The organism is Sphingopyxis sp. L1A2A (assembly GCF_005502465.1).
In the GTDB taxonomy this organism is placed as follows: Bacteria; Pseudomonadota; Alphaproteobacteria; order Sphingomonadales; family Sphingomonadaceae; genus Sphingopyxis.
Genome location: NZ_SCOT01000005.1, coordinates 148805 through 172473, shown reverse-complemented (window position 1 = coordinate 172473; position 23669 = coordinate 148805). Strand labels below are relative to the sequence as shown.

Here is a 23669-nt window from a genome sequence, read left to right as displayed (position 1 = left end):
GGACGCCAAATATGCGCCGCCGCCGCCGGTGCCGGTCGTCATCATCGTGCCGCCGCGGCCGTTGCCGCCGGGCAATGCCGCGGTCACCCAGATTCTGCCCGGACGCGGCATCGACGGCCGCTTCGTCACCGCGAACAGCAATATCACCGGCGACCGCGCTTTCTGGCAGCTCAAGATCGGGTTGAACGTCGCCGCCATCGGTTGCCGCGGTCTTGAAGAAACGACGATGGTGTCGGCGTACAATAATATCATCAAGGCGCATGGTAAGGTGATCCGTTCGACCGAAAAGTCGGTGATCACCCAGCTGGGCAAGGAAAATAAGACCAGCGGTGTCGCCGCGCGCGATCGCTTGTCGACCCAGCTGTTCAACTATTTCGCCCAGCCGCCGGCGCAGCGGGCCTTTTGTGCCCGCGCCAACGAAATCGCCCAACTGGTGTCGTCGACGCCGACCGCACAGGTCATCGAACAGGCGCCCGCGCACCTCGCGCGCCTCGACCAGCCGTTCCATGATTTTTATGAAGCCTATGCGCGCTATCAGTCCGACGCCGTCGCGTGGGACGCCAAATATGCGCCGCCGCCGCCGATCATGAGCGCCCCCGTCGCGCCCATCGCCGCGCCGGTGCCGCCCGCCAACGCGCCCACCGGGCTGTAACCGCCCATCCCCTGCCCCCAGGCGGTATTGTTGCATCGATGCAACGCTGCCCGGGCGACATGCGGCTAGCGATTTCGGTTCGTCGCATTTCGCCCGGCACGCGCTCAGCGCGTGATGACGCCATGCCGCCGATCTCCGGTCGCGGCGGCCCGTGCCACCTGCAAAAAAGCCCCGGCCCTCCTGCGTTTCAGGGCCCGCACCGCCGAATTTCACTATCGTCAAACAAAGGCTGCGGAACAGGCTTTACGCTGCGTTCATGATGAATTTCCGGCAACCTTTCGACTCTCTGCTTGCCCTTAGTCTCCTTCTTGCCGGGACCGCCCGGCGTTGCTCAGGGGAGCATTGGGGGAATTGGGAACATGACCAGATGGATCGGACTCGCTGCCGCGTGTGCGGCGGCGCTGGCTGCTGCACCCGCAGCGGCACAATATGGCTTGCAGGAACCGGAGGCGCCGGGTTTCGCGGCGCCGAACCTGCGCCTGCCACCACGCGACGCGCGCGGCGAATTTGCAACGCCCAACCGTGAGATGACCGGTCACGATGCGTTCTGGAACCTGCGCATCGCGCTGAACGTCGCGGCGATCGGGTGCCGCCATCCGGGCTCGCTGCAACTCGTCGCCGACTATAACGGCATCATCGCCCGCCATGGCGGGCTGATCCGATCGGCAGAAACCGCCGTGATCGCGCGGCTGGGGCGCGCGACCGGCAGCAACGGCATCGCCGCGCGCGATCGCACATCAACCAAGCTGTTCAACTATTTTGCGCAGCCACCGGCGCAAAAACAATTTTGCCGCGTCGCCGGTTCGGTTGCGCAGCAGATGCACGGCATGGACAGCGCCGCGGCGATGACCATGGCCCCCGCGATGCTGGCGCAGGTTGATCAGCCCTTCGTCGATTTCTATGACGCTTATGCGCGCTATCAGGTCGAACTTGCCGCGTATCGCGCCCAACGTGGCCATCAGCCGCGGACCGAAGCAGGCATCCAAATGGCGGCCGCAAAGCCTTAAGCGAAATTAACTTGGGGTCATAGCAACGGTGCCAAGCATCTGTTAGCAGGGCGGAGCGATGACCAATGCTCCGCCCCCTCCTTCATCCGCGGCCCAGTCGGCGCGGACCATCCTGACCCGGTTGCACGAGGTGATGGCGTCGCGTGCGAACGCGCAGGGCAAGCTCAATCAAGTTGTCGGCATCATCGGTGAATGCCTCGATAGCGAGGTCTGCTCAATCTATTTGCTGCGCGACGGGGCACTTGAACTTTATGCAACGCGCGGCCTGAAGCAGGAAGCGGTGCATGTCACCCGCCTGGGGCTTGGCGAAGGGCTGGTCGGGATGATCGCCGACCAGATCGAAACGCTGAACCTCGATGAAGCCGCGGCGCACCCCGACTTTTCCTACCGCCCCGAAACCGGCGAAGAATTGTTCCACAGCTTTGCCGGGGTGCCGATCATCCGCCGCGAACGCGCGGTGGGCGTCCTGTGCGTCCAGCACGCCGACCCGCGCCGCTATGCCGACATCGAGATCGAGACGTTGCAGACGGTCGCGATGGTCCTGTCCGAACTGATCACCAACGCCGACCTGGTCGATACCGCCGCGCGCACCGACGCCGCCGCCGCCGACCAATCGGCGCAGCGGCTGGGCGGACAGAAACTGGTCGACGGCATGGGCGCCGGGGTGGCGGTGTTCCACCAGCCGCGCATCACCATCGAACATACCGTCGCCGACGATACCGAGGCCGAGCGTCACCGCGTCTATGCCGCGTTCGACAAGATGCGCGAACAGATCGACCGCATGGCGAGCCAGGCCGAATTTGGCGTCGGCGGCGAACATGACGAAGTCATCCAGACGTACAAGATGTTCGCCTATGACGAAGGCTGGTCGCGAAGGATCAACGAGGCGATCGACAGCGGCCTGACCGCCGAAGCGGCGATCGAACGGGTCCAGCAGCGGACCCGGATGCGGATGCGCCAGATCGACGACGCGTTGCTGCGCGACCGGATGCACGATCTGGAGGATCTGTCCAACCGGCTGATCCGGATCGTGTCGGGGCAGATGGGCACTGCGGCGCAAATGGGGTTGCGCCAGGATTCGATCCTGATCGCCCGCAACCTCGGCCCCGCTGAGCTGCTCGAATATGATCGCCGCCGTCTGAAAGGCGTTGTCCTTGAGGAAGGATCGCTCACCGCGCACGTCATCATCGTCGCGCGCGCGATGGGGGTGCCGGTTCTCGGTCGCGTCAGCGATGTGCGGGCGTCGATCCGCGAAGGCGATTTGCTATTGCTCGACACCGGCGCCGGCGCGGTCCATGTGCGCCCGACCCAGGCGGTGCAGGACGCGTTCGACGGCAAGCTGGAAGTGTCGCAAAAACGCCGCGCTAACCTGGCCTCGCTGCGCGATTTGCCCGCAGTTACCAAGGACGGGGTACCGATCGAGTTGATGATCAACGCGGGCCTGCGCGAAGATATCGCCGCGCTGGACCTGACCGGGGCGCGCGGCATCGGGCTGTTTCGCACCGAGTTCCAGTTTCTGGTTTCGGCGACGCTGCCGTCGCGCGACCGCCAGCAGCGGCTCTATCGCGACGTGCTCGACGCCGCGGGCGACCGACCGGTGATCTTTCGCACCGTCGACATCGGCGGTGACAAGGCACTGCCGTACATGAATGTTGGCGACACCGCGCAGGAAGAAAATCCCGCGATGGGCTGGCGCGCATTGCGGCTGGCGCTCGAACGCGAGGGGTTGCTGAAAGTTCAGGCGCGGGCGCTGATGGAGGCGGCGGCCGGACGCACATTGAACGTGATGTTCCCGATGGTGTCCGAACCATGGGAATATGAAGCCGCGCGCGACCTGTTCGTCGGGCAGCGGGCGTGGCTGGCGCAGCACAACAAAAAACTGCCGGTCGCGATCCGCTATGGCGCGATGCTCGAAGTGCCGGGGCTGCTCGAAACGCTCGATCTGATGCTGCCGCACCTCGACTTCCTGTCGGTTGGCACCAACGACCTGACCCAGTTCCTGTTCGCCGCCGATCGCGCCCATCCGCGTCTTGCCGAGCGGTACGACTGGCTGTCACCGATCGTCATGCGCTATCTGGCGCGCGTCGTGCGGACGGTGTCGGGGACCAAGGTCGCGCTGGGGGTCTGCGGTGAGATGGGCGGACGTCCGCTGGAAGCCATGGCGCTGCTCGGCGTCGGGATCGAACGCTTGTCGATCACCCCCGCCGGGGTCGGACCGGTCAAGGCGATGATCCGCTCGCTCGACCTCGGCGCGCTGCGCGCCGACATGCCTGCGATCCTCGGCCATCCGACATCGAGTCCGCGCGGCCAGTATCAGGCGTGGGCAGAAGCGCATCAGGTCGACCTGGGCGATTGACGCGCGAGGTAATTGCGTTCGCGGCAATGTTTATGTTATGTTCTCCGCCTTGGGATAAGGAGAGCAAGCATGAGTGATTCGAGCCCCCGGGCCAGCGGCCAATGTCATTGCGGCGCCATCCGTTATTCGATGACCACCGCGGTGCAGCATCATGCGCTGTGCCATTGCAGCGATTGCCGCCGCCACGCCGGGGCGCCGATGGTCGGGTGGGCGCTGGTCGGTCAGGACGAGATCGAAATCACCGGCACCCCCAAAATCTATGCGTCGTCCGAACATGGCCGGCGGCATTTTTGCGGCGATTGCGGCACCGGGCTGTTCTATACCAGCGAAGCCATTTTTCCGGGGCAGATCGACGTCCAGTCGGCGACGCTGGACGACCCCGGCCTGATCCCGGCGCAGGTGCAGATTCAGACCGCCGAGCGCATCGGATGGATGGAAAAGTTGGACAGCCTGCCCGCGTTCGAGCGTTATCCGCCGTTCGAATAGGGGGACGGCGGCGTTGCGCGCGCCGCGATGTCACCCCTCGCTTCGTGTCCGGCGTTGGTCGTCCCACCAGGCGATGCGTTCGGCGATCCGCTTTTCGAACCCGCGGCCAGTCGGCTGGTAATAGGTTTGCGCGCCCATCCCCTCGGGCCAGTAATCGGCGCCCGAAAAGCCGCCCTCCGCATCATGGTCATATTCATAGCCCGCGCCGTACCCCAGGTCTTTCATCAACTTGGTCGGGGCGTTCAGAATGTTCGCCGGTGGCGCCAGCGACCCGGTGTCGCGCGCCGATGCAAACGCCGCCTTCTGCGCCGCATAGGCCGCGTTCGATTTGGGCGCGGTGGCAAGATAGAGGCACGCCTGCACGATCGCCAATTCCCCCTCGGGCGAGCCGAGAAACTGATAGGCGTCCTTGGCGGCGAGGCATTGCACCAGCGCCTGCGGATCGGCGAGGCCGATGTCCTCGCTGGCGAAGCGCACCAGCCGCCGCAGCACATAAAGCGGCTCCTCACCCGCCACCAGCATCCGCGCGAGATAATAGAGCGACGCCTGCGGATCGGATCCGCGCAGCGCCTTGTGCAGCGCCGAAATCAGATTGTAATGCCCGTCGCGATCCTTGTCATAAACCGGCATCCGGCGGTGCAGAAACTGCGCGAGCGCGGCGGGATCGAGCGGGTCGGGGATCGCGGCGGCATACAGCGTCTCGACCTGGTTGAGCAGGAAGCGCCCGTCACCGTCGGCGCTCGTGACCAAGGCGACCTTGGCATCGTCGGTGACCGGCAGGCCCCGCCCGATGTCGGCTTCGGCGCGCGCGACCAGTTGCGCCAGCGCGTCCTCGTCCAGCCGATTGAGCACCAGCACCTGCGCGCGCGACAGCAGCGCCGCGTTCAGGGCAAAGCTGGGGTTCTCGGTCGTCGCCCCGACGAGCACCACGGTCCCGCGCTCCACATAGGGCAGGAACCCGTCCTGCTGGGCGCGATTGAAGCGGTGGATCTCGTCGACGAACAGCAAGGTCCGCTTGCCCGCGGCGGCCATTTTTTCGGCATCGGCAAAGGCCTGCCGCAGGTCGGCAACCCCCGAGAAGACCGCTGACAGCGCCGAAAAGCGCATTCCCACCGCCTCGGCGAGCAGCCGCGCGATCGTCGTCTTGCCAGTGCCCGGCGGCCCCCACAAGATGATCGACGACAATTGCCCCGCCGCGACCATGCGGCCGATCGTGCCCTCGGGTCCGGTCAGATGGTCCTGCCCGACAACGTCGGCCAGCGTGCGGGGGCGAAGGCGCTCGGCGAGCGGCACCGGGCCGGTCGCGCTACCTGCGCGCTGAGCCGGTGCATCGCCGCCGAACAAGTCTCCGGCCATCGTTCGCTCAGCCCCCGCGCCGCTGTTTCTGGCGGATCAGGCGCAAATAGGTGTCGGCGACTGCCTGGTTGATCGCGTCCCATTGATAGGCGCCGCTTTCGAGCACCGCCGCCGAACCATGGTCGGCGCGCAGCTGAATGTCGCGGCAATAGCGCTGGAGATGATCGGCAAAGCCGGTGATCGAGCCGGGCGAGACGAGATAGCCGGTCTGGCCATGCTTGACGATGCTGGCGCTGCCGGTGGCGCGCGCGGCGACGACCGGGAGCCCGCACGCCATCGCCTCGAGCGTCACATTGCCAAAAGTCTCGGTGACCGAGGGGTTGAAGAAAATGTCGCAGGAGGCCAGCGCATGCGCGAGATCCTCGCCGCCCTGAAAGCCGACGAAGCTGGCGTTCGGCAGCCGCGATTCGAACCATTCGCCCGCCGGACCCTCGCCGATCACGACAACCCGGTGCGGCACCCCGCGCCGCGCGAGCACGTCGATGGCGTCGGCAAAGACGTCGAGCCCCTTTTCCATCACCAGCCGCCCGAGGAAGGCGATTGCGGGCACATCGTCTTCGATGCCGAGCGAGCGGCGCCAATCCATGTCGCGGCGCCCCGGGTTGAAAATCCCCTGCTCGACGCCGCGGGTCCAGATGCCGATGTCATAATTCATCCGCTGGTCACGCAGCACCTGCGCGAAACTTTCCGACGGGGCGATCAGCGCGTCGCACTTCCGGTAGAGCTTGCGGAGCCATGCGACGACCACCGGTTCAAGGAACGACAAATTATAATAGCGAAAATAGGTTTCGAAGCGGGTGTGGACCGAACAGGCCACCGGCAACCGCCGCCGCCGCGCCCATGCCGCCGCCTGCCGCGAGACGCGATCGGGGCTGGAGATGTGGACGACATTCGGCGCAAAGGCGGAAATATCCTGCCGCACGCGCGACGAAAAGGTCACCGGGATGCGATATTCGCTGCGGCCGGGAATCGCGAAGGACGGCACGCTGACCAGGTCGCCGGTCGGCTCGAAATCCGGGTTGGCGACCGTCGGCGAATAGACCCGCACCGCGGCACCATGCGCGAGCAGATAGCCGACAAGGCGGTTCAGCGCCTTGTTCGCCCCATCGACGGTCATGTTGTAGTTGCCGCTGAACAGGGCGATACGCAGGTCGGAGACTTCCATCACGCCTGCGCTAACCCCCTCGCCGCGCAAACGCAACGCCGCCGTCAGGCCATGATGCTGTAAGGTTCGCCGGGTTTCGTGCGGCACATGCGCTTTGACACGCGCGTTTCCTCGCCCTCGACAATCGCGATGTCGGTGATCGACAGGCATTTGCTGCCATTGGGTTCGGTATTGAGCGCAGTGATCGTCGACGACCCCGCCACCCCTTCGCGCGTCGGGCTGGTCCAATTGGCGGTGGCGCCGACGGCTTCCTCCTTGGTGACCGCCACGGTCGCCTCTGCCGCGACCTTCTGTTCCTTTTCATCGAGCTGGCACGCAATCTCGGCGACGAGCACGGCGCCGAACAGCCCCGACACCGCGGTGCCGATGCCCTTCAGCCCCACGGCATTCCCTGCGACCCCGCCGATCAGCCCGCCGAGCGCGCCGCCGCGTTTGCGCGCCCGCTTGCATTTGGCATCGGGGCTGGTGCCATCAGCGCGCTTCGCCTCACCGCCCTTTTTCTTCGCGGGCTTGTCGGCGTTTTCGGGCACCGCCACTCGGGCTACCGAGGCCGGGACCGGATAACCGTTGCAGCCGGTGTTGAAGCAGAAGCGATCGGCCAGATAGGCGCGATCGGTCTGATATTGCGCCTCGATGCCGCGATAGGCGGCGAGGTTGGCTCCCTCGGGATTGGAGGCCGCATGTTCGGCCATGACCGACTGGAAGAAGCGATCCTGCGTTGCGGCCGAATAACGTTTATTGGCGCCAACCTGGGTCGAATAAAGCGACGACAACGCATCCTGATAGGCGATCATCGCCTGACGATAGGGCAGCATTGTCTGGCGATAATAGGTGTCGATCGCCACGGTGCAGCGATTGATCGCTGCCGCCTGTTCAAATGGGGCGTCCTTTTTGCGGTAATCCTCACGGCATCCCGGATAGCTGTCGGTATCGAGGGCGGGTCTGGCGGGCAGCGCGGGCAGCGCCGGTTCGGCGACCACCGGCGGGACATAGGCCTTGTCGCCCTGCTCCTGACCCGGCGCACCCTGCCACGCGGCGGCAACCGCGCTGCTGGACAGCAACACCGCCCCGATGACGACGAGCGCCGAATTATGCCGCAACCTGGTCCGCATGTCCTGTTCCCCCCACCCTTGTTTTTCAAAGGCTAGGCCGGAATAATCGACCCCACAAGATCGGTCAGTGATGCCGATCATACCGTGAAGCCGCCATGCAGCGATATTGTTTTGGTGTCGGCGGTGGATTAGAGTCGGGCAGGAATGGGGAGGGGTGACATGCGCAGCTGGGTCAAATCGGTCACCGCACTCGCCGCGATGCTGGCGTGCACCGCCGCCACGCCGCCGGGCATGGATCCCGACAATCCGACCTGCCCGGCCAAGCCCAATTGGTCCGATTACAAGACGATGGTGCTGACCCCGTTCAAGCGGAGCGGCGAGCTGGTGCTGCTGGCCGAAGGCCGCGTCGACAGCGAGCTGCCCGTCCGGCTGGAAAAAGTGCTGACCGACAATCCGTCGATCAGCGAAATCTGGATCCGGTCGCCCGGCGGCGATGCCCGCGCCGGCAATGCCGCGGGCTTGCTGATCCGCAAATTCAGCAAAGAGCGGCAGATGGTCACCCGCATCCCGTCGGGATGGACCTGTTTCAGCGCGTGCAATTTTGTCTTCATGGGCGGCCGCGCGCGGACGATCGACCCCGGCGGCCATTTCATGGTCCATATGTTCACGATGACCGGCGACAAGGACGCGATTCAGTCGAGCGTCGCCATGGGCACCGAATCGACCACCGAATTGATCAGCGATGTCGAACGCGAAGCGGCGCTGATGGCGACCGAGGACAATGACCTGCTGATCCGGCTCGACGTCTCGCGCGACCTGTTGTCCGACATCATGTACCGGCAAAAAGCGGTCGCGACGGGCAGCGACCGTTCGACGCGGCGCTGCCTGACCCACAAAGAAGCGCTGCGGTACAATGTCGTCAACATCGACGATTAGGCCGCCGCTCAATCGCCGGTTTCGGACGGTGCCTCCAGATTGACGACGACCGGCGGATGCAGGCGCAGGCGGTGGACGCGGCGTTCGTCGGCCTCGGTCACCTCGATCCGCCAGCCGCTGGGGTGGAGCAAAATCTCGCCCACCTGCGGCACATGGCCGGCGAGCACCGCGGCGAGGCCGCCCAGCGTGTCGACATCTTCGTCGATCTCGGCCAGCCGCGAATCGATCGCTTCGCCGACATCGTCGAGTTCGGCGCGCGCGTCGGCGTCCCAGCAACCACCGTCGCCGGGCGCGAACAATGCGGTCGGCTCGTCGTCATGCTCATCCTCGATCTCGCCGACGATTTCCTCGACCAGATCCTCGATCGTCAGCAGTCCTTCGGTGCCCGAATATTCGTCGATCACGATCGCCAAATGGGTGCGCTTGGCACGCATTTCGGCGAGCAGGTCGAGCACCCCCATCGATTGCGGGACATAGAGCGGCTGGCGGATCAGGTCGATCAGCGGCGGCGGCGGGCGCCCCTCGGCCAGCACCGCGAACACATCCTTGACGTGGATCATCCCGACCACTTCGTCGAGGTTTTCGCGGTACACCGGCAAACGGCTGTGCCCTGCCTCGGCAAATTGGGCGACGATTTCGGCAAAGCTCGCGCTTTCGGCGATCGCGATGATGTCAGCGCGCGGTACCGCGACATCGTCAACCGTCTGTTCGCCAAAGTGGAGCAGGTTGCGCAGCATCTTGCGCTCGGTCAGCGACAGGTCGCCGACGATATTGCTGCCGCGCCGTTCCTGACCGTCTTCCTCGGCCTCGTCGATGACCTCTTCGATCTGTTCGCGCAGCGACGGTTCCTTGTCGCCGCCGAACAAAAATGTCTTCAGTCCGGCCAGCAGGCCGGTTCTACTGTCCTCTTCCGATCGGGTCGAAGATCCCTGGTCGTCGGGCATGATGTGGTACTTTTCCCTGTTAATCGAGCTCTGCATATGGATTGCCGATGCCCAGCGATGCAAGCGCTTTCACCTCAAGCGCCTCCATCGCGGCGGCACTCGCGTCGTCGATATGGTCATATCCGACCAGATGCAGCAGGCCATGGACGATCAGATGCGTCGCATGGTCGGTCAGCGAAATGCCCTTTTCATCCGCCTCGCGCGCGCAGGTTTCGCGCGCCAGCACGATGTCGCCGAGCAATATCTCGCCGTCATCGCTATTCGCCAGGCCTTCGAGCAGATCATCCTGCACCTGCGGAAACGACAACACGTTCGTCGGCTTGTCCTTGCCGCGGAAATCGCGGTTGAGTGTCTGGACCTCGGCATCGTCGGTCAGCCGCACCGCGACCTCGACCAGCGGCGCCGCGTCGGCAAGGCTGGCGTAAGGCGTCAGCGCGAGCGCCGCGGCGACCGCTTCGCCCGCCCGCGCATCCCAATCAAGCGCATCGGGCCACGGCGTCGCAGCGCAGGTTTCAACGCTCAGCATGGAAAATGCCGGGAAAGAAAAACGGCAGAAAACTGCGCAACTTCACGCGCAAATCGCGTTTTTCGGATAGCGAACAAGGTGGGGAGATGGCGAGGGCTGATCATGCGGCGACGCTATCGCGGCGGCGCCATGTAGGACAGCGAAAAAGTTTCGCGGAGGTCGGCTTTGGGGGGGGCTGCCATCGGTTTCCCCAATATCGTCATCCCGGACTTGATCCGGGATCCATGGCGACGGCGCAGCTATGGATCCCGGATCAAGTCCGGGATGACGACGAGGGATAATCCTCCCAGTGACGAAATCATGGGGAGAGGGACCGTCCGCGAAGCGAATGGTGGAGGGGCCTTGCGACGGTGGCGCCAAAGCCCCTCCGTCAGCGCTTCGCGCTGCCACCTTCCCATCGCTGCGCGACAGGGAGGATTATGGCAGCAACCGGCCGTCAACGGCCATCCCATTCAGTGCATATGGCTCAACTTGTCGGGGTTGCGCATGACATAGATGGCGGCGACCTTGCCGTCGGCGATCTCGAGCGCCGTCGTTTGCAATTCGCCATCGGCCTCGCGGGTGACAAAGCCCGGCAGGCCATTGATCAAGCCGACGTGGATCAGAGTCGAGCCATATTTGCCGAACAGCACCGCCAGACTGCGGTGCAGTTTCAGCACCGTCGCAAATCCCAGCACCGGCCGGTCGACGGCGGGCCGCTTGCCGCCGCCGTCGGACCACATGCCGACATCGGCGGCGAGCAACGCGCCGAGCGCGGCCATGTCGCCGCTGCGCGAGGCAGCGAAAAAGGCGTCGGCGATCTGGAGCCCCTGCGCCTTTTCGAGCTTGTAGCGCGGGCGCGCGTCGCGAACATGGGTGCGGGCGCGCGCCGCGAGCTGGCGCGTGGCGGCGGGATCGCGGTCGATCGTTGCCGCGACCTCGTCGAAACCGACGCCGAAGACATCGTGGAGCAGAAAGGCGGCGCGTTCGAGCGGCGACAGACGTTCGAGCGCGAGCATCAGCGGCAGGGTGACATCGTCCGCCTCCTCCTCTTCGACCAGCGGATCGGGCAGCCAGGGGCCGACATAGGTCTCGCGGCTGCGGCGCGCCGATTTGATCTGGTCGAGGCAGAGCCGGGTCACGGTGCGGCGGAGGAACGCGGCGGGCTCGCGCACGTCGGCGCGGTCGGCGGCGAGCCAGCGGATGAAGGCGTCCTGCACCACATCCTCGGCATCGGCGACCGAGCCGAGCATGCGGTAGGCGACGCGGGTGAGCAGCGGGCGCAGCGGGTCGAAACTGGCCGCCGCGTCCGCCGCATCATGCAAACCCGGCCGCGTCATCAGGCCGCCCTGGCCGCCGGCTGTTCGTACCAGAGGTCGAAACCGACCGCGAGGCGGTTCCAGCCGTTGATGATGTTGATCATCAGCGTCAGCTTCACCTGTTCCTCCGCCGTGAAATGCGCTTCGAGCCCGTCTTTTGCCGCCTGTTGTGTGTGGCCTTCCGACAGGCGGGTCAAGGCGTCGGTCCACGCCAGCGCGGCACGTTCGCGCGGCGTATAGACAGGCGCTTCATGCCACGCGGCGAGCAGATAGATGCGCTGCTCGGTCTCACCCTTGGCGCGCGCTTCAGCGGTGTGCATGTTGATGCAATTGGCGCAGGCGTTGAGGATCGAGGCGCGGATTTTCACCAGTTCGATCAGGCTCGGCTCCAGGCTGTCCTGTACCGCAAGACTGACGCCCATCCATTGTTTCATCAGCTGCGGCGCGGCGGCGAAGGGGTCGGTCACGACGGTCATTATCTGTCTCCTGTGGTTGTTTTGTACCGACATGACGAGACAGGATCGACGGGTGTGACATGGCGCGCGAAAAAATTTCGCGCGGGCGCAAAAATCCGGTAGCCTGCCCGCCTCGACAATGATGAGGAGGGGTCCAGTCATGAAGTTTCTCGATGGTTTCGGCGAACAGGCCTATGCGTTGCTGCGCATCGTCGCGGGTCTGTTGTTTCTGGCGCACGGGGTGCAGAAATTCTTTAATTTCCCGGTCGCTTTTCCCTATCAGCTGAACCCGATGCTGCAGGCAGCGGGCGCAATCGAGCTGATCGCCGGCGGGCTGATCATCATCGGTCTGTTCACCCGTCCCGCAGCATTTATCGCCAGCGGCATGTCGGCGGTCGGTTACTGGGTCGCGCACGGGACGCAAAGCCCCTTCCCGATCGTCAATGGCGGCGAAACGATCGCGCTCTACTGCTTCATCTTCCTGTTCATCGCGACGCGCGGCGCCGGGATCTGGAGCGTCGATGGGGCGCGCGCAAAGGCGTAATACAAAATAGGGGGCGGCCCTGACGGACCGCCCCCGGTTCCGGACTTCACAGGGCGCAGGTCGTCACAGCTTGCGGGTATTCGCCTCGATCAGCTTTTTCGCCTCGGCGATGGCTTTTGCGGTGGTCAGTGTCTTGTCCTGCACCTCGTCGGCCATTTCGAGCAGGCGGCCGCTGATCACGGTGCCGGTCTGTGCCTCCTCATTGATCGCGATGCCGCCCTTGGCCAGAGCGACGCGGTCCCATTCGGCGCGCACCGCGGCCCAATAATCCTTGGTGGCCGCCCAATAATCGTCGGCGGCCTTCACGTCATATTGGTCATATTTGATATAGGTGTTGAGGACATATTCCTGGACGATCGGCACCAGCTTGCCGTCCTTCGTCCCCATCTTTGTATTGTCCTGCCAATGGACCCAGCCGTCGGGGCTGGGCTGGTGGCGATTGATCGACAGATAGCGATCATAGACCGGGCCCCGGACGGCATCGCGGCGCGCGAGCGGGCGCCAGGTCCAGTTCGAGCGCCAGCGGCGAACGCCGCCCTGTGTCTCGAATTGACCCCATCCGCCGTAACGCGGGGAATCGTCGACCTGATAGACCGTCTGCGACCAGCGGCCGGTGCGCATGCGTTCGGGGACATCTTCCCATGTCCATGTGTTGCGGTCCGAATAGGCCAGCAGCTTGGCGGGTTCATACTCCCAATCCTGGCGCCAATGTTTGATGATCATGCTCTTGTCGTCGTCGGTGGTGATGACGAGCATATGCTGGAGGACGATCTTGCGGCCGCTATCCTCGATCACGCGCACGACCTCGTTGCCGCCCGAGCGTTTGGGTTCGAGCACTTCGTAAGCCGGATCCCAGCGCGTCGATTCCTGCATGTTGAAGCTGACGCGGTAATTGCCCGCCATCGCCAGAATGTCGGCGCGGTCCTGTTCAAAACTGGCCGCGGCGGTGTCGGCGGCGATCGGGGGATGCGCCAAGGCGGCGACGGGGAGCGCGGCGGCGAGCAGCAGCGCGGCGGCAATCGTGCGACAGGTTTTCATCGGTGCAATCCTTCAGTGTTCAGAAACGGAAGCTGAGCGATACGCTCGCGTTGCGGCCGGGTTGGGTATAGGCGTCGGTGATCGCCGAGGTGGACGCGAGGCCGCGGACATCGCTCCACCAGCTGTATGTCTTGTCGAGGAGGTTGAAGACCCCGGCGCGCAGCGTCAGTCCTTCGCTGATACGGGCAAAGGCCGTCGCGTCGAGGATGGTGAAGCCGTCGGGGCGGAAACATTCGGGGGTGCACAGCCCGGTCGTGCGCGACGCCTCTTTACGCCCGGCGTGGGTCATGATGAGCTGGCCGCCAAAGCGTCCCTGCGCGTCGCGATAGCCAAGCCCGGCGACGAGCTTGAGCGGATCGATCGTCGACAGCGGCGTGCGCGCCCCGGTCGGTTCGATCACGTCGCCCTTCGCGTAGGATAGGGCGAGCGTCGCATACAGGCCGGACGACGCTCGCCCCTCGAACCGCGCCTCGGCCCCTTTGACCCGGACGCGATCGAGATTCACGAATTGAAAGATCGCCGGATTGGCCGGCGTGAAACCGCCGCCGACGACTTCCTGGCTGATGAAATCCTTGTACCGGGCCGAAAAGGCGGTGACGTCGAGGCTGACGGCGTTGTTCGACAAGCGGAGACCGCCCTCGAAACTTTCGCTGCGTTCGGGGCCAAGGTCGGGGTTGGGGATCGAGGTGTAGCCCGACGCGAGATTTTCGAAAAACTGGTTCACCTGCCCCGGTTCGGGCGCTTTGAAGCCGGTCGCATAATTGGCGAACAGCCGCACCTGATCGGTCAGTTTCCACACCGCGCCGAATTTGGGCGACACGCGCGAGCCGTCCTGCTTGGCGCCTGCGAAACTTGGCAGCAGCGGGTCGTCCTGCGGCGACAGGTCGTACCAGTCGAAGCGCAGCGCCGGGTAAAGCAACAGCTGGCCGCCCGCGACCGAGATTTCGTCGCCGACGAACAGTCCGGCGCGGGTGAAGTCGGTGCTGGGGAAGGCGCGGGTCGGAAAAACCTCTCCGAACGGCGGTACGGTGCCGTCGCGCAGGCCGCGCTGGCGCGTCTGGCTGATGTCGCCGCCGAATACCAGGCGGTGGGTGATCACACCGGTGGCGAAATCGGCGCGGGCGTCGGCCGAGGCACCGACGACGCGGTTTTCAAAGCTGTTGAGGCGGGTACGGTCGGCGAGCGGGGTGCGGTCCTCCTCGGTATATTGGCGGTCCTCGCCGTCCTGCCAATAGAGCGCGACGCGGGCGAAATCGATCGCGCCCTCGCCTTCCCAGCTCCAGTCGAGCGAGACGCGCTTGCGTTCCCCGGTGTCGGTGCCCTCGAGCCGGTCGACGCTCGACGTGATGACGCCAAGCGCATTGCGGGTCGCGGTCACGCCGGTCAGCCCCTCGGTAAAGACGCGGGTGTCGAGATATTCTCCGGTCAGGCGCAGCTTGTGGCCGTTCGCGGGGTCATAAACGAGGCGCGCCAGCGCCGCGTTCGAGCGGCCGTCCTGCGGGTTGGGCACGGTGCGTAGCGGGCCGGTGCCGGGACGCAGGCCCGAGGTGCCGATCGCGGTGACGGTGCCGGCGTTGGCCCCCTGATTGTCGAGCTCGCTATAATCGCGGCGGGTGTAGGCAGCCATCACCGACCAGTCGCCGCTGCGCCCCGCGAGGATGGCGGTTTCGCTGAACTCGTCATCGGCGCTGCTATAGGCGGCGCGGATCAGGCCGCCGACGCGCTGGCCCTCCTCCAGGAAGTCGGACGGATCGGCGGTGATCAAGCTGACCGCGCCCGCCAGCCCATCGCTGCCATAAAGTGCCGACGAAGGGCCGCGCAGGATTTCGACCGATTTGATCAAGCCGAGATCGACATAGTCGCCGCGTCCCGAAGCCTGCGCGCCAAAGCTGAAGCCGTCGGGGACGCGGACGCCATCGACCTGGATCAGCACGCGATTGCCGCCGATGCCACGGATGTTGAAGCTGTCGTTACCGGCGCGGCCGGTCGCGCCGAGCGCCGCGCCGAAGCGCGCCGGCTGGCGCTGGACGCTGACCCCGGGCTCGAACCGGACGAGGTCGCGGATGTCGGTGACCAGCTCGTCGGCGATCTGTTCATCGCTCTTGACGGTGACGGTCACCGGAATGTCTTCGGCCTTCACCGCGGTGCGCGTCGCGGTGACGACGATCTGGCTCTTGCGCTGCGCCCAATAATCGCCGTCATTATCCTGCGCGAAAGCCGGCTGGGCGACGACGGCGAGCGCAAGGCCCAGCGCGGTGCCAGCGGCAAGGCGGGTGGCAGACGGCGAACGGTCGTTAATCAAAATGCTTCCCCTATTGATTGCGAGTGATTCGCAATAGCGTCGCATTAGGGGCGTGAAATCGCAACGTCAAGATTAATGCTATTGAGACTCGTTTGCTGAAATTGAAAGATGTCATTGCGCGCCAGGCGAAGCAATCCAGCGTGGCGGTAACCGCTCTGGATTGCTTCGCCTGGCGCGCAATGACGAGGGTTGGCGACAGCGTGGATCCGCATCAACGAGAGAGCGGCCGCGGGGGAGCCCGCGTCGCCGCTGCCCCGTGACCCGATGCTTATACCAGCCTGGTATCCCGGCGCGCGACACGCCGACTGGTTCGCCGGTTAGCGGCAGGTGCGGCAGTGGTGGGCATGACCAGCGCCTCATATAATCGGAACAGATGTTCGACCCGCGCCCGATCGTCGGCAAAGCCTTTGGCCGCGTACAACCGGTCAACGGCGGCATCGAGTGCCTTGTGCGCCTTGAACAGCTCGCCCGGCATCCGATCAGGATCGTAGAGGTCGGCGAGGGTCGAGGTGGCATTTTTGGGCAAAGCGCGGGCGTCGAGTACGGCCTGAGCCAGTAGTTCGACTTTTGCCCGCTGCGCGGGAGTGGCTTCGGGCCAAGGGAAGGTGTTGTAGACGAGGCCGATGGAGTAACGGGGATCGCTTTTTAGCCGTCCGCCGATCCCGTTGAGCCATGCCATGTGCATTCCGCTCACCACAATAGCGAAATGCCAAATCCCGGCCTCAGTTGCCACTCTTATCAAGCTACTAGGCACTGCGTCGCTCAACCACCCGGCGGGCACATATTGACGGGTTTCCGAACCGTTTTCTGGAACAACGAGATACGGGTTGGCGGGCATAACCGTGACGTGAAAGCTCGCAGGAGTGGCGGCAAGATAGCGCGTGCTCTCCGATGATCGATCTAGACCATCCTTCGAGTTCTTTTTTGCGATTTCTCCAGCTCGCCAACGCCGAACTAGCCGCAAACGCTCCACTATAGCAGGATGGCGTCCCAACTCCTGAGGAGAGGCTTCATCAAGCGCGAGTATGTAGCGGGTTCCACCGTTGAGAAACTCTTCGGCCCCAATATACGGCCGTAGATATACGTCAGCAGCATCGTCCGCCGCCAACATCTGAGCGCGTTCCGTTGCCGTAAAAATCAGATAACCGCCGTCGACGGGCTTGGAACCGATACGCAACCTCGGCGCATCATTAATCGGGCGACTTTCTTCTCGGACGACCAAATGGCGATCGGCACCGTTCGCATCAAACAAATAGGCCGTTAGCTGGCCATGCCTTGTTTCAACCGGCGCACCCTTGGACGTCGGATAGCTAAACAACCGCTTCTCAACCGGTTCATCCCCGCGCTGCGCCAGCCCGACGATAACGCAATGCACCGCCGCCCTTCCCGGCCAGACAAATGTGCGGTGCGCGAAAGCGATTTCGAGGCGGCGTTCGTTGAACAGCTTTGGCCACAATTGCGCGACTTGTTCGCCCTGACAAATCGAATTGGTCGCGACAAAGGCGATGCGTCCAATACCCCCCCCCCGCAAGATATGTGCCAGCTTTCAAGAACCAGGCCGCGACATAATCCAATGTGCCGCCCGATCCGCCCAGCTGCGCGATCCGGCGCACCTGCGCGCGCTGCGCGTCGCTTTGCATCTTGGACCCGATGAAGGGTGGATTGCCGAACACATAGCTGCATTCGGCGGGCGGCAGGACGTCGGCCCAGTCGATCTCGAGCGCATCACCCTGACGGATATTCGGCGCGGTCACGAGCGGCACCCGCGCGAACGGCTTGCCGAAATCATCGCCCAAATTGGTGTTGGCGATATGATCGGTCATCCACAGCGCGACCTGCGCGATCTGGCTGGGGAATTCGTCGATTTCGATCCCGTAAAAGCGGTTGACGTTGAGTTTCGAGAGCAGCGTGACGTCGAGCACCAACTGACGGCTTTCGGGCGGATGGATTTCGCGCAGCAACAGCCGTTCCAGCTCGCGCATCTCGCGGTATGCGACGACCAGGAAATTCCCCGCCCCGCACGCCGGATCGAAAAAGGTCAAAGCCGCAATCTTGTCGTGATACGCCGCCAACGCCTTGGCCCGGGCGCCGTCCTTGCGCGCCTTCAGCGCCTCGAACTCGATGTAAAGATCGTCGAGGAACAGCGGCCCGATCACCTTTTGGATCGCTTCCTCGGGCGTGTAATGTGCACCTTGTTTGCGCCGGGTGACCTTGTCGATCACGCTTTCGAACAGCGAACCGAAGATCGCGGGCGACACGCTGCCCCAATCGAACACGCTGGCATCGAGCAATATGTCGCGCAGCGCATTGTTGAACGACGCGGTGTCGATGCGTTCGGCGAACAGTGCGCCATTGATGTGCGGGAAGGCGTTCAGATCGGCATCGAGGCTGGCCTGACGATCGTCAGGCGCGGTATCGAGCACCCCGAACAACGCGGTAAGTTTCTCGCCCAGGTCGCGCCCATCGGGTTGAGTGCGCTGTTCCAGCCAGACCAGAAACTGGTCCTTGGGCCAGATTCCAGTGTCGTCGGCAAACAGGATGAACAGCAGCCGGACGAGCAGCAATTGCAGCTTGTGGCCGCTGTAGCCATCCTCCTCCAACTGTTTGTGCAGCTTGCCCAACAGCTCGGACGCCTTGGGGTTGGCAGGTTTCTGATTGCGGAACTGCCGCGTTTCGACGCCGATAATGAAAGCAAACGCCTCGACATGTTTTTTGAGGTCGGCGAGCGGAAAGCGCCATTCGCGCCGCGTGTCCAGGTCGAGCAATTCAAACCGCTGAAAATCGCAGGTCAGAATATAGCGCGGCTTGATCGCCTCGGGCAGGCCTTCGTAATAATCGAGCGCCTGGTCATTGGCGACGCGCAGGTCGAGGCCCGCCGACTTCTGCTCGACGATCAGCTTGCCCGGCATGAACAGGTCGATGAAACCCTTGCGATCCTGGGGCAGATTCTTGACGCGCTGTTCATACACCGCGACCTGTTTGCGATCGACGCCGAAGCAGGCAAAGAATTCGTTGTAAAAGGTCTGCGTCTGACCCTTCTCATAATGATCGAGCTTGTGATCTTCGCTGAATTTGGCGGCACGGGCGCGGATTTCAGGCCAAGTAAGACGCATATTCCGGGTGATCCTCCGCTTTCGATCCGTCTTCGCGGATAGCGATCGTCAGAGCAAGACGCAAAGGTTGCCGCCCGGACGCCGCCGCGCGACGTGCGCCGTTGTCAGGCCCCCGGCCCCTCATACGCATCGACGATGCGGCCGACGATCGGGTGGCGGACGACGTCGGCGCTGGTGAAATAGCTGACGTTGATGCCCTCGACGCCCTCCAGGCGGCTAACCGCGTCGGCCAGCCCCGACGACGCGGGGATTGGCAGATCGACCTGTTTGGGGTCGCCGCAGATGACCATGCGGCTGTTCATGCCAAAGCGGGTCAGGAACATCTTCATCTGTGGAATCGTCGTATTCTGCGCCTCGTCGAGGATGATGAAGGCGTCGGCCAGCGTCCGCCCGCGCATGAAGGCGAGCGGCGCGATCTCGATCTCGCCGCTGGCGATGCGGCGCTCGACCTGTTCGGCGGGCAGGCAATCGTGGAGCGCGTCGTAGAGCGGGCGCAGGTACGGATCGACCTTTTCCTTCATGTCGCCGGGCAGGAAACCGAGCTTTTCGCCTGCTTCGACCGCGGGGCGCGACAGGATCAGGCGCTGGACGCTGCCGGTGATCAGCTGCGCCACCGCCTGCGCCACCGCAAGATAGGTCTTGCCTGTCCCCGCCGGGCCGAGCGCGAAGATGATGTCCTCGCGCGCCAGCGCCTGCATATAGGGCACCTGCGACGGGGCGCGCGGCACGATCGTCTTTTTGCGCGTCCGGATCATGATCGGCGGCGCTTCGTCCTTGTCGTGGCGGATGATGCCGTCGAGGGTCGGCTGCGCCGACATCGCGATGACGCCATCGACCATGCCGGCGTCGACCTCCTGTCCCTGTTCGATACGGTTATACAGGTCGACGAGCACGTCGCGGGCCCGCGCCGCGGCTTCGGCCTCGCCCTCGATCTGGACCCGATTGCCGCGCGCCGAAATATAGACGCCCAGCCGGTTTTCGATGCCGACCAGATTGCGGTCGAACTCGCCGAACAAAATGCCCAACAACTGCGTTCGCTCAAATTCCGCGGTCAGTCGAACGCGGTCGCCGGGTTCGGCGGGGGTCGAGGCGGTCAGCGGGCGTTTGGACATATGGGCAAGTCACCTATGCTAAGAATGATCCTGTGTACTCCCGCGAAGGCGGGAGTCCATCACCGATAGTTTCGGAATTCGACGGAAGGCGACGGGGTGTGTCTTCGTGGAGACAGCTTCCGCCCGTCGCACTAAGCGACCTCTTCCATCAACGGCTCGGCAGCAACGCTGTTGGCACCGGCCGACACGATCCGCACGTCGATCATGTCGCCGATCGCGAGGCCGGGGGCGATGACATGCGCCGACTGGAGCCACGGCGTCTTGCCGATCAGCTGCCCGTCCAGCTTGCCCTTGCGTTCGAGTAGCAGCCGCGTCGTGCTGCCGACGCTCGCTTCATTAAAAGCCTGCTGCTGCTCGTTGAGCAGCGCTTGCAAGCGCTGGAGGCGATCGTTCATCACCGCTTCGGAAATCTGGTCATCCATCGTTGCCGCCGGCGTGCCGGGGCGGCGCGAATATTTGAAGCTGTACGCCATCGCATAGCGCGTCTGATGGATCAGATCGAGCGTCGCCTGGAAATCTTCCTCGCTCTCGCCGGGGAAACCGACGATGAAATCACCCGAGATCGCGATGTCGGGACGCACCGCGCGGACGCGTTCGATGACGCGCAAATAACTCTCGCTGCTGTGGCTGCGGTTCATCGCCGCGAGGATGCGGTCGCTGCCCGCCTGCACCGGCAGATGGAGGAACGGCATCAGCTTATCGACCTCGCCATGCGCGGCGATCAACCCGTCGGTCATGTCGTTGGGGTGGCTGGTGGTGTAGCGGATCCGTTCCAGCCCGTCCTCGCGCGCCAGGTCGCGGATCAGTCCGTCGAGGCCGATCGCCCTGCCCTTGCCGTCTTCGCCATCCCAGGCGTTGACGTTCTGGCCCAGCAAGGTGATTTCGCGCGCGCCGCCGGCGACCAGCGCACGCGCCTCGGCGATCAGGTCGGCAAACGGCCGGCTGATCTCGGCGCCGCGGGTGTAGGGAACGACGCAATAGGTGCAGAATTTGTCGCAGCCTTCCTGCACGGTCAGGAAGGCGGTCGGGCGCTGGCCCGCGGCGCGGCCGGGCAGCGCGCCGAACTTGCTCATCGCGGGCATGTCGAGGTCGACCGCTTTCTCGCCGCGCGCGGCGCGCGCGAGCAGGTCGGGCAGCCGGTGATAGGCCTGCGGGCCAACGACGACATCGACGCTGGGGGCGCGGCGCGCGATTTCGGCGCCCTCGGCCTGCGCGACGCAGCCCGCGACCGCGATCGTCGGGCGGCTGCCGTCGGCGCGTTTCAACCGGCCGATGTCCGAATAAACCTTCTCGGCGGCTTTTTCGCGGATGTGGCAGGTGTTGAGCACGACGAGGTCGGCGTCGGCGCCATCGGCGGCGGCGACATAGCCCTCGGCGCCCAACATCTCGGCCATGCGTTCGCCATCATAGACGTTCATCTGGCAACCGAAGGATTTGACGTGGAAGGTTTTGGCGGTCTGGGGGGAGTCGGATGTCATCGGCGCGCTATAGGCGATGCCGCGGCGCGGCGGAAGCCGCCACGATTTCGGCGGCGATGGCAGCGCGCGCCGCCTCATTGATGACCTTGCGGTCGTGCTCAGCCTTATCGGGCAGCGGTTCGAGATAGTGGATCGTCAGCGGGATCGGCCGCTTGCGGGCGAGCAGCCGTTTGAAATTGTCGAGCCCCGATTCGGGGTCGAGCCAGGCGATGTCACTCGCTTCCGGCCCATAGTCGAGGAACACCGGCTGGACGCGCAGCTTTGGCGGGGTCGGGATGACCGCCTGGAACAGCGAGGCGCGGAACGGCAGCAAGCCGTCGCCGGGGCCGGTCGTGCCCTCCGGAAACAACGTCACCGGGCGGCCGCGCGCGAGGGCGTCGCGCAGGCTGTTCGCCTGGCTGTGGATGTCGCGCCGGGTGTCACGCTGGACATAGATGGTGCTGTTCTGATCGGCGAGCCAGCCGACGAACGGGGTCGTTTTCACTTCCGCCTTGGACACAAAGGCCGAACGCGCTGCGCCGCCGAGCGCGAGGATGTCGAGCCAGCTGACATGGTTCGAGACGAACAGGACGTCGCGGCGCAGCCGGGTGCCGGTGGTGCGGATGCGCAGTCCGGCGATCCAGCCCGCGGCATTGAGGAACGCCATGACCATCGGCGACGGCCGCCCGACGGCTCGGTAGAGGAGATGCGGGACGATCAGAAACAGCAGCGCCAGCACCATCAGGGTCAGGCGGGCGACCGTCCGCCAGGTGATCGCGGCGCGATCAGTCGCGCTTGCGATCGAGGGCGACACCATAAAGCTCCATGCGATGGTCGACGAGGCGGAAGCCCAGCCGTTCGGCGATCACCTTTTGCAACGCTTCGAGTTCGGGATCGACGAATTCGATCACCTTGCCCGTTTCCACGTCGATCAGATGATCGTGATGCGCCTCGGGCGCGGCTTCGTAGCGCGAGCGGCCGTCACCGAAATCATGGCGATCGAGAATGCCCGCCTCTTCAAACAGGCGCACGGTGCGATAGACGGTGGCAATCGAAATGCCGCTGTCGACCTTTGACGCGCGCTCGTACAGCGTCTCGACGTCGGGATGATCCTCGGAATCCGAGATCACCCGCGCGATGATGCGGCGCTGCTCGGTAATACGCAGCCCCTTTTCGTGGCACAGGGCTTCAAGATCGATGGTACCGGACATGCTGGCCTTTCCTGCAAGATGCAGCCGTGTCTTTGTTATGACAACTGTATAGGGTCGGCCCCGCGATAGGACAAGGGCGGCACCCGGCGGCGGCGCCCCGTCCCGGCGCTGCGCCGGACCGGTGCGAAAGCGTCAGACTTTCGCCTTGCGCTTGCGCCCGCCGCCGCGGCCCTTGGTACCCAGACCGATTTCCTTGGCCAGTGCGCGGCGCTTTTCGGCGTAATTGGGCGCGACCATCGGATAGTCGGCGGGCAGCCCCCATTTGGCGCGATAGTCGTCGGGGGTCATGCCATAATGCGTCATCAGGTGGCGGCGCAGCATCTTCAGCTTTTTGCCATCTTCGAGACAGGTGATGAAGTCGGGCTTGACCGAGGTACGGATCGACACCGCCGGCACCAGCTTTTCCTCGACGACCGGGGCGCTGCCAAGTCCCGACAGCGCGGCGTGGACATTATTGATCAACAGCGAAAGATCGGAAATTGCGACGCTGTTGTTGCTGACGTGCGCGGCGACAATGTCGGCGGTCAGGGTAACCAGCATTTCATTGGTATCGGCTTGATCGGACATGAGACTGTTCCTTATTATTTTTACCCAGAAGATTGGTCGGCGAATATTGGAATATTTGTTCCGCCACGCGGATTACTGCCACTTTCGGTGCA

The 23669-nt window shown here is 64.3% G+C and carries 22 protein-coding genes; 6 read left to right on the top strand and 16 right to left on the bottom strand.

The genetic code is table 11. The features are described from left to right. The 4 genes from FFS68_RS05630 to FFS68_RS05615 form a co-directional block, all read left to right on the top strand. The coding region (locus tag FFS68_RS05630) for a hypothetical protein (protein WP_137752213.1) at window positions 1-652 on the top strand (652 nt) is incomplete at its 5' end. A 359-nt stretch (window positions 653-1011) separates the two neighbouring features. After that, a complete protein-coding gene (locus FFS68_RS05625; RefSeq protein WP_137752212.1) occupies window positions 1012-1659 on the top strand; it encodes a hypothetical protein in 648 nt (215 codons plus the stop codon). Between the two features lie 58 nt (window positions 1660-1717). Beyond that, window positions 1718-4015 carry a phosphoenolpyruvate--protein phosphotransferase gene (ptsP, locus tag FFS68_RS05620; protein ID WP_137752211.1) on the top strand — a complete coding sequence of 766 codons (2298 nt, stop codon included), beginning with the start codon at window positions 1718-1720 and terminating at the stop codon, window positions 4013-4015. Between the two features lie 69 nt (window positions 4016-4084). Then, entirely contained in the window at window positions 4085-4501 is a 417-nt protein-coding gene (locus FFS68_RS05615; RefSeq protein ID WP_137752210.1) for a GFA family protein, read from the top strand. Between the two features lie 30 nt (window positions 4502-4531). Here FFS68_RS05615 and FFS68_RS05610 read toward each other — a convergent pair whose 3' ends face one another. The 3 genes from FFS68_RS05610 to FFS68_RS05600 are packed head-to-tail and all read right to left on the bottom strand — an operon-like array spanning window position 4532 to window position 8134. Continuing rightward, window positions 4532-5857, bottom strand: a complete 1326-nt coding sequence (locus FFS68_RS05610) for a replication-associated recombination protein A (RefSeq protein ID WP_137752209.1) — start codon at window positions 5855-5857, stop codon at window positions 4532-4534. A gap of 7 nt (window positions 5858-5864) precedes the next feature. Further along, entirely contained in the window at window positions 5865-7022 is a 1158-nt protein-coding gene (locus FFS68_RS05605; protein WP_137752226.1) for a glycosyltransferase family 1 protein, read from the bottom strand. A 44-nt stretch (window positions 7023-7066) separates the two neighbouring features. Then, the gene (locus tag FFS68_RS05600) at window positions 7067-8134 is read right to left on the bottom strand and encodes a hypothetical protein (RefSeq protein WP_137752208.1); all 1068 of its coding nucleotides are present in this window, start codon (window positions 8132-8134) and stop codon (window positions 7067-7069) included. A 159-nt stretch (window positions 8135-8293) separates the two neighbouring features. Between FFS68_RS05600 and FFS68_RS05595 the strand changes: the two genes are divergently transcribed. Continuing rightward, window positions 8294-9010 (top strand): hypothetical protein, encoded by a 717-nt coding sequence (locus tag FFS68_RS05595; RefSeq protein ID WP_249340028.1) that lies wholly within the window; start codon window positions 8294-8296, stop codon window positions 9008-9010. Between the two features lie 8 nt (window positions 9011-9018). On the opposite strand, the gene FFS68_RS05590 is transcribed toward FFS68_RS05595, so the two are convergent. The 4 genes from FFS68_RS05590 to FFS68_RS05575 form a co-directional block, all read right to left on the bottom strand. Then, a complete protein-coding gene (locus FFS68_RS05590; RefSeq protein ID WP_137752207.1) occupies window positions 9019-9954 on the bottom strand; it encodes a hemolysin family protein in 936 nt (311 codons plus the stop codon). Between the two features lie 19 nt (window positions 9955-9973). Then, complete coding sequence (gene ybeY, locus FFS68_RS05585) at window positions 9974-10480, bottom strand: rRNA maturation RNase YbeY (protein WP_137752206.1); 507 nt, start codon at window positions 10478-10480, stop codon at window positions 9974-9976. A 452-nt stretch (window positions 10481-10932) separates the two neighbouring features. Next, window positions 10933-11799, bottom strand: coding sequence for a sigma-70 family RNA polymerase sigma factor (locus FFS68_RS05580; protein ID WP_137752205.1), 867 nt, complete (start codon window positions 11797-11799; stop codon window positions 10933-10935). Further along, window positions 11799-12254, bottom strand: coding sequence for a carboxymuconolactone decarboxylase family protein (locus tag FFS68_RS05575; RefSeq protein ID WP_137752204.1), 456 nt, complete (start codon window positions 12252-12254; stop codon window positions 11799-11801). Before FFS68_RS05575 ends, FFS68_RS05580 begins: the two co-directional genes overlap by 1 nt. 139 nt (window positions 12255-12393) lie before the next feature. Here FFS68_RS05575 and FFS68_RS05570 point away from each other — a divergent pair, with 139 nt between their 5' ends. Then, window positions 12394-12777, top strand: coding sequence for a DoxX family protein (locus FFS68_RS05570; protein WP_137752203.1), 384 nt, complete (start codon window positions 12394-12396; stop codon window positions 12775-12777). Between the two features lie 63 nt (window positions 12778-12840). Here FFS68_RS05570 and FFS68_RS05565 read toward each other — a convergent pair whose 3' ends face one another. From FFS68_RS05565 to FFS68_RS05525, 9 genes are all read right to left on the bottom strand, one after another. Then, window positions 12841-13815: a DUF6607 family protein gene (locus FFS68_RS05565; protein ID WP_137752202.1), complete on the bottom strand. Its 975-nt coding sequence runs from the start codon at window positions 13813-13815 to the stop codon at window positions 12841-12843. A gap of 19 nt (window positions 13816-13834) precedes the next feature. After that, on the bottom strand, window positions 13835-16117 hold the full coding sequence (locus FFS68_RS05560; protein WP_249340027.1) for a TonB-dependent hemoglobin/transferrin/lactoferrin family receptor: 2283 nt from the start codon (window positions 16115-16117) through the stop codon (window positions 13835-13837). Window positions 16118-16385: 268 nt separating this feature from the next. Next, window positions 16386-17435 (bottom strand): type IIL restriction-modification enzyme MmeI, encoded by a 1050-nt coding sequence (locus FFS68_RS05555; RefSeq protein WP_137752200.1) that lies wholly within the window; start codon window positions 17433-17435, stop codon window positions 16386-16388. 16 nt (window positions 17436-17451) lie between these two features. Beyond that, on the bottom strand, window positions 17452-19230 hold the full coding sequence (locus FFS68_RS05550) for a DNA methyltransferase (RefSeq protein WP_137752199.1): 1779 nt from the start codon (window positions 19228-19230) through the stop codon (window positions 17452-17454). A gap of 104 nt (window positions 19231-19334) precedes the next feature. Further along, a complete protein-coding gene (locus FFS68_RS05545; protein ID WP_137752198.1) occupies window positions 19335-20342 on the bottom strand; it encodes a PhoH family protein in 1008 nt (335 codons plus the stop codon). 131 nt (window positions 20343-20473) lie between these two features. Then, window positions 20474-21820 (bottom strand): tRNA (N6-isopentenyl adenosine(37)-C2)-methylthiotransferase MiaB, encoded by a 1347-nt coding sequence (miaB, locus tag FFS68_RS05540; protein ID WP_137752197.1) that lies wholly within the window; start codon window positions 21818-21820, stop codon window positions 20474-20476. Window positions 21821-21827: 7 nt separating this feature from the next. Continuing rightward, window positions 21828-22616: a lysophospholipid acyltransferase family protein gene (locus FFS68_RS05535; RefSeq protein ID WP_249340026.1), complete on the bottom strand. Its 789-nt coding sequence runs from the start codon at window positions 22614-22616 to the stop codon at window positions 21828-21830. Beyond that, on the bottom strand, window positions 22585-23010 hold the full coding sequence (locus tag FFS68_RS05530; protein ID WP_077147848.1) for a Fur family transcriptional regulator: 426 nt from the start codon (window positions 23008-23010) through the stop codon (window positions 22585-22587). The genes FFS68_RS05535 and FFS68_RS05530 overlap by 32 nt, the downstream gene beginning before the upstream one ends. A gap of 132 nt (window positions 23011-23142) precedes the next feature. Beyond that, window positions 23143-23577, bottom strand: a complete 435-nt coding sequence (locus FFS68_RS05525) for a MucR family transcriptional regulator (protein WP_137752195.1) — start codon at window positions 23575-23577, stop codon at window positions 23143-23145. Between the last annotated feature and the right edge of the window lie 92 nt (window positions 23578-23669).

Bases quoted from the DNA above. Each gene is read 5' to 3' on its own strand.
- ptsP (WP_137752211.1), top strand. From the start codon at position 1,718: ATGACCAATGCTCCGCCCCCTCCTTCATCCGCGGCCCAGTCGGCGCGG.
- ybeY (WP_137752206.1), bottom strand. From the start codon at position 10,480: ATGCTGAGCGTTGAAACCTGCGCTGCGACGCCGTGGCCCGATGCGCTT.
- FFS68_RS05610 (WP_137752209.1), bottom strand. From the start codon at position 5,857: ATGGCCGGAGACTTGTTCGGCGGCGATGCACCGGCTCAGCGCGCAGGT.
- FFS68_RS05545 (WP_137752198.1), bottom strand. From the start codon at position 20,342: ATGTCCAAACGCCCGCTGACCGCCTCGACCCCCGCCGAACCCGGCGAC.
- FFS68_RS05625 (WP_137752212.1), top strand. From the start codon at position 1,012: ATGACCAGATGGATCGGACTCGCTGCCGCGTGTGCGGCGGCGCTGGCT.
- FFS68_RS05530 (WP_077147848.1), bottom strand. From the start codon at position 23,010: ATGTCCGGTACCATCGATCTTGAAGCCCTGTGCCACGAAAAGGGGCTG.
- FFS68_RS05550 (WP_137752199.1), bottom strand. From the start codon at position 19,230: ATGCGTCTTACTTGGCCTGAAATCCGCGCCCGTGCCGCCAAATTCAGC.
- FFS68_RS05590 (WP_137752207.1), bottom strand. From the start codon at position 9,954: ATGCCCGACGACCAGGGATCTTCGACCCGATCGGAAGAGGACAGTAGA.
- FFS68_RS05580 (WP_137752205.1), bottom strand. From the start codon at position 11,799: ATGACGCGGCCGGGTTTGCATGATGCGGCGGACGCGGCGGCCAGTTTC.
- FFS68_RS05615 (WP_137752210.1), top strand. From the start codon at position 4,085: ATGAGTGATTCGAGCCCCCGGGCCAGCGGCCAATGTCATTGCGGCGCC.
- FFS68_RS05595 (WP_249340028.1), top strand. From the start codon at position 8,294: ATGCGCAGCTGGGTCAAATCGGTCACCGCACTCGCCGCGATGCTGGCG.
- FFS68_RS05605 (WP_137752226.1), bottom strand. From the start codon at position 7,022: ATGGAAGTCTCCGACCTGCGTATCGCCCTGTTCAGCGGCAACTACAAC.
- FFS68_RS05565 (WP_137752202.1), bottom strand. From the start codon at position 13,815: ATGAAAACCTGTCGCACGATTGCCGCCGCGCTGCTGCTCGCCGCCGCG.
- FFS68_RS05600 (WP_137752208.1), bottom strand. From the start codon at position 8,134: ATGCGGACCAGGTTGCGGCATAATTCGGCGCTCGTCGTCATCGGGGCG.
- FFS68_RS05575 (WP_137752204.1), bottom strand. From the start codon at position 12,254: ATGACCGTCGTGACCGACCCCTTCGCCGCCGCGCCGCAGCTGATGAAA.
- FFS68_RS05525 (WP_137752195.1), bottom strand. From the start codon at position 23,577: ATGTCCGATCAAGCCGATACCAATGAAATGCTGGTTACCCTGACCGCC.
- FFS68_RS05535 (WP_249340026.1), bottom strand. From the start codon at position 22,616: ATGGTGTCGCCCTCGATCGCAAGCGCGACTGATCGCGCCGCGATCACC.
- FFS68_RS05570 (WP_137752203.1), top strand. From the start codon at position 12,394: ATGAAGTTTCTCGATGGTTTCGGCGAACAGGCCTATGCGTTGCTGCGC.
- miaB (WP_137752197.1), bottom strand. From the start codon at position 21,820: ATGACATCCGACTCCCCCCAGACCGCCAAAACCTTCCACGTCAAATCC.